General features: G+C 74.2%; 6 protein-coding genes. 3 read left to right on the top strand and 3 right to left on the bottom strand.

Going from position 1 to position 5026, the window contains the following annotated elements; translation table 11 throughout:
• The 3 genes from ACR9ZG_RS17880 to ACR9ZG_RS17870 form a co-directional block, all read left to right on the top strand.
• A partial coding sequence (locus ACR9ZG_RS17880) for a DEAD/DEAH box helicase (RefSeq protein ID WP_481286197.1) occupies positions 1-1343 on the top strand: 1343 nt, incomplete at its 5' end.
• A gap of 2 nt (positions 1344-1345) precedes the next feature.
• Positions 1346-1759, top strand: a complete 414-nt coding sequence (locus ACR9ZG_RS17875; RefSeq protein ID WP_481286196.1) for a helix-turn-helix transcriptional regulator — start codon at positions 1346-1348, stop codon at positions 1757-1759.
• A gap of 110 nt (positions 1760-1869) precedes the next feature.
• Positions 1870-2292 (top strand): VOC family protein, encoded by a 423-nt coding sequence (locus ACR9ZG_RS17870; RefSeq protein ID WP_481286195.1) that lies wholly within the window; start codon positions 1870-1872, stop codon positions 2290-2292.
• A gap of 16 nt (positions 2293-2308) precedes the next feature.
• Here the strand turns inward: ACR9ZG_RS17870 and ACR9ZG_RS17865 are convergent, their stop codons facing one another.
• From ACR9ZG_RS17865 to ACR9ZG_RS17855, 3 genes are read right to left on the bottom strand one after another with little or no spacing between them, the layout of a single operon-like run.
• A complete protein-coding gene (locus ACR9ZG_RS17865) occupies positions 2309-3259 on the bottom strand; it encodes a sucrase ferredoxin (RefSeq protein ID WP_481286194.1) in 951 nt (316 codons plus the stop codon).
• Between the two features lie 10 nt (positions 3260-3269).
• Entirely contained in the window at positions 3270-4523 is a 1254-nt protein-coding gene (locus tag ACR9ZG_RS17860; protein ID WP_481286193.1) for a cupin domain-containing protein, read from the bottom strand.
• Entirely contained in the window at positions 4523-4777 is a 255-nt protein-coding gene (locus ACR9ZG_RS17855) for a BatC protein (protein WP_481286192.1), read from the bottom strand. Before ACR9ZG_RS17855 ends, ACR9ZG_RS17860 begins: the two co-directional genes overlap by 1 nt.
• Between the last annotated feature and the right edge of the window lie 249 nt (positions 4778-5026).

Below are 5026 nucleotides of genomic sequence, written 5' to 3'. Positions count from 1 at the left end.
AGATGTGTATAAGAGACAGGGTGCTCCACCACGGCGTGCGACTGCGCGACGACGCCGATGCGCCAACCGTGCTCGCGAGCCTGCTCGACCTGGACCGGTCCTACCTCGCGGTGCAGGGACCTCCCGGGACCGGCAAGTCGTACCTGGGCGCGCACGTGATCGCGCGGCTCGTCGCCGAGCACGGTTGGCGCATCGGCGTCGTCGCGCAGTCGCACGCCGTGGTGGAGCACCTGCTCGACCGGGTGGTCGCCGCCGGGCTCGACGCGGCGCGCGTCGGCAAGGTGCCGAGCGACGGCGCGGAGGCCCCCGCCTTCACCCCGCTCCGCGCCAACGGGCACCTGACCTTCGCGCAGGACAACGACGCGACGGGCTATGTCATCGGGGGCACCGCCTGGGACTTCGCCAACCCCGCGCGCATCCCGCGGGACAGCCTCGACCTGCTGGTGATCGACGAGGCGGGGCAGTTCTCGCTCGCCTCGACCGTGGCCGTCGGGGTCGCGGCGCGCAACCTCCTGCTGCTCGGCGATCCGCAGCAGCTGCCGCAGGTCAGCCAGGGGCGGCACCCGGAGCCGGTCGACGGCTCCGCGCTCGGCTGGGTCAGCGACGGGCACGACGTACTGCCCGCCGAGTACGGCTACTTCCTCGCCGAGAGCCGTCGGATGCACCCGGCCCTGGCCTCCGCGGTGTCGCTGCTCTCGTACGAGGGGAGGCTGCGCGCCCACCCGTGCGCGGCCGACCGGCACCTCACGGGCGTCACGCCCGGTCTGCACCCGGTGCCCGTCGATCACGTCGGCAACTCCACCGCGTCGCCGGAGGAGGCTCGTGTGGTCATCGAGATCGTCCGCGACGTGCTCGGGAGGTCGTGGAACGATCCGTCCGACGGTGTCGAGGACCAGCCGCTCGGCCCCGAGCAGGTCATCGTCGTGACGCCGTACAACGCGCAGCTGGCCGAGGTGCGGGCCGCGCTAGACGCCGAGGGGCTCACCGCGGTTCGCGTCGGAACGGTCGACAAGTTCCAGGGCCAGGAGGCCGCGATCGCCATCGTGTCGCTGGCCGCATCGTCGGCGGCGGACGTGCCGCGCGGGATGTCCTTCCTGCTCATGAAGAACCGGCTGAACGTCGCGATCTCCCGCGCCAAGTGGGCGGCCTACCTCGTGCATTCGCCCGAGCTGACCGAGTTCCTGCCAACGACCCCGGCCGGGGTGGGGGAGCTGAGCGCCTTCATCCGGCTCGTCGAGAGCGACGCCGGCGGCGACGACGAAAGCGGCGGCGAGAGCGACGCCGACGCTGGGGCGCGGCACGCGCATCCTGTCGCGGAGGCGGCCGGCGCGTTACGCTCGTGACGATGTCACCGGACGAGCTCGAGACCTTCGCCGCGCTGCGTCGCGCGCGCGATCTGATCGACCGCGACTTCGCGCAGCCGCTCGACGTGCCCACCATGGCGGCGCGGGCCTTCATGTCGCCGTCGCACTTCTCGCGCCGCTTCCGATCCGCCTACGGCGAGACGCCCTACAGCTACCTCATGACCCGGCGCATCGAGCGCGCCATGATGCTGCTGCGCGGCGGGATGAGCGTCACCGACGCGTGCATGGCCGTCGGCTGTACCTCGCTCGGGTCGTTCAGCTCGAAGTTCACCGAGCTGGTCGGCGAGACCCCGAGCGCCTACCGTGCTCGAGAGCATGCGGCCGTCGCCGCGATGCCCGACTGCATCGCGAAGCAGCGCTCGCGTCCGGTGCGCAGGCGAGCCTCCACCTCCTGAGAGCACAGTGCCCGCGTCGGCACGCGATCGAGCTGCTCGCGATCGAGCAGTTCGCGATCGAGCAGTTTTCGAGAAGCCGCGGTCGCGGCGGCGTCCCTAGAGTGACAGCCATGTCCATCTCACTCCAGTTCGCACACATCACCGTCCTCGACCCGGAAGCGTCGCTGCCCTTCTACCGCGACGCGCTCGGGCTCGACGTCCTCAACGACGTCGCCTCCGGAGGCCACCACTGGATCACGCTCGGCAGCGCCGATGCGGCCGGGACCCAGGTCGTGCTCTCCGACCCGTATGCCGGACGCTCGCAGGCCGACGGCGACGCCCTCCAGGAGCTGATCGTCAAGGGCGCCCTGTCGCCGGTCGTGTTCCGCACCGAGGACCTCGACACCGCGTTCGAGCGCATCCGCTCCTCCGGCGCCGAGGTGCTGCAGGAGCCGATCGAGCAGCCCTGGGGCCCGCGCGACTGCGCCTTCCGCGACCCGTCCGGCAACATGATCCGGCTGCTGCAGTCGGCGCCCGAGCCGCAGAACGCCTGAGCGGCGGGCCGCGGCCTCAGCCCGCCGGACGCGCCGACCCCGCCGGCCGCACCGACACCGGGACGAACTCGCGCACCGGGTGCGCCACCGTCGCGGCGCAGGTGCTGAGCAGCGGGTCCGACATCCGCTCGCCGACCTCCACGACGACGTGCCCGCCGTCGTGGGCGAGCTCCACGGTCCAGCCGTGCGGGTGCGGATGCTCGCTGACGACGGTGTACGCGTCGATCCGGTCGTCGCCCGACCGGGCGCGCGCATACGCCTCGGCCGCCTGGGCGACCGTCGTGAGCGCCGTGCGTCCGCGCAGGTAGCGCGGGTCGACGAGGCCGCGACGCTGCCGATCCACGACGTCCTCGGCGTCGTCCGCGGGCACCCGCCCGTAGAGCAGCCCGTGCGGGAACAGCACCATCGTCGCGGCGAACCGGTCCCCGCCGAGGTGGGAGCACTCCCACGTGTTCTCGGGATGCGCCTGCGCCAGCGCCTCCACCACCGGGCGTCCGCGCACGGCGCAGCACTGGTCGTGCCGGGCGTGGGTGCAGACGCAGTACAGGGGCTCGTCGCTCGGCTCGCCCGCGCTGCCGTCGAGGGGCAGGTCAAGGAGCGCCGCGGGATCGTCCACGCGACCCCAGCGGACCTCCTCGCGCCCCGGTCGTGCGTCGACCAGCGCCCACCGCCACGATGCCTGTGCGCGCCGCTCGCCGGCCCGGAGCCCGGTGCGGCGGATCGCGAGCGGGCGGATGCCCGCGGCCTCCGCCCGCGCGACGATCCGTGCCCCGAGCGCCGGGTCGAGCGCCGACTCCACGAACGCGTGCCGCCCCCAGCCGCTCTCGATCTCCACGAGCAGCCAGCGGTCGCCGCGACCGGCCGTGCCCGGCAGCGGGTCGTCGCGCTCGCGGGCGCGGTCGCTGCACGGCAGCCAGCCGGGCGTCCCGGGCGGGGGAGGGGCGGCCGCCGACGGCACGGCGCTCACGGCGACGCGCTCACGTCGCGGCGAGCACGACGACGCCCTCGCGCAGCAGCCGCCGGGCGACGACGACAGCGGACGCCTCGTCGATCCCCGGCAGGTCGCCGACCCGGACCGGCGTGCCGCCAAGGAGGCGTTCGACCGCGGCCCGCGCGGCGATGGGCAGCGCGATCGTCGCCCTGGTCAGCCGCACGGTCACTGTCTCGACCTCCGTCGTCACCCGCGGACGCAGGCCGGAGCGCGCCACGACGACGGTGTCCGCCGAGAGCGCGGCGGCCGCCTCCACGGTGGCGAGGGGTCGGACGGGTGCGGGCGGCGAGTCGCTGCGCCGGCGTGCGGCCAGCCGCCCGCTCACGGCGGCGGTCAGCGCCGGCAGCAGCCCGGGGTCGTCGAGCGCGGCGCGCAGCGCGTCGAGCGTGTCGTCGACGATCGGGCGCAGTGCCGTTGTGTCGTCCGGATCGAAGCCGAGCGGGAGGGAGGCGCGCAGCGCGGCCGCGTCGGCGGCGCGGGCGATCGCCTCCTGCACGATCTCGTGGCGGGTGTATGCCGCGACGCCGATCGTGAGGTGCACCGAGATGCCGCCGAGCGCCTCCGCCGAGTGGATCCAGCCGCGCGGCAGGTAGAGCGCGTCGCCCGGCCGGAACACCTCGTCGATGGCGGGAGCCTCCTGCGCGCGGGCCGCCACGGCCTCCCGGTGATCGCTCCACGGCTGGTCGCGCAGCGGGTCGGGGTGCACCGGCTCGTGGATGCGCCAGTGCTTCTCGCCCGCGATCTGCAGCACGAACACGTCGTGCACGTCGTAGTGCGGGTCGAACCCGCGCGAGGAGGCCGGGGTGATGTACGCGTTCACCTGACTGGGGTGCCCGAGCTCGGCCGACAGCCGGCGGGTGAACTCCGCGATCGGCGGCCAGGTGCGGTGCAGGCCCTGCAGCACGAGCGTGGCGCCGGCGGCGAACTCGGCCAGCACCTTCTCGGACGAGAGCTGGTCGCCGACCTCCGCCCCGAACCCGCCCGGGGCCGTGAAGCGGGCGGGCGGCAGGACCTCACCCTCCTTCGCCATGCGCACGAAGGGGGTGCGCAGCGCGCGCGAGGAGACGAGCTCGTCGACGTCGTCGCTGCTGAACAGGTCGGAGAAGTCCTGCCCGAGCTCCGCGGCCCGGGTGAACAGCGGCCGCTGCGCCCAGTGCTCGCGGGCGAACGCATCACGACCGATCGCCATGCAGCGCGAAAGCGCGGGCCGGTCGCCCGGCCCGCGCTCGTCCGTCGCCATCAAGCGGACCCGTCGGCTCCGCCGTCGTGGCCGCCGGGGTTGGCGCCGCCGTCCGCGGGGCCTTCGCCGCCGGCCGAGCCGTCTGCGCCGCCGTCGTGGCCGCCGGGGTTCGCGCCGCCGTCCGCGGGGCCTTCGCCGCCGGCCGAGCCGTCCGCTCCGCCGTCGTGGCCGCCGGGGTTCGCGCCGCCGTCCGCGGGGCCCTCGCCGCCGCCGGCCGCGCTCGTCGTGATGTCGTCGTCGTCGATCGAGCTCATGGAGCCTCCTTGTCGTGCCGCCTGTGCCGCGCCGCGCGGGTCGCGCCGACGCTGACACGGCTCACACTACGCGTGCGGCAGGAGGCCTCCAAGACCCGCCGGTGACGGCGAGGCGTCACATTTCGGAACGGTTTTTGACCCGCGGCGGGCCGGTTGAGATGCTCGATGAGCCGCCAACCGTCCGCCGGCATCACATCCCCTTTTCACAAGAGAGAGGCATCGCCATGTCCGAGGCCACCCCGCCCACCC

The sequence above is a fragment of the Leifsonia sp. KNZ12-8B genome (assembly GCF_056755495.1).
The sequence above is the reverse complement of the archived record's forward strand: the minus strand, read 5'-3'. Positions and strand labels throughout refer to the sequence as shown.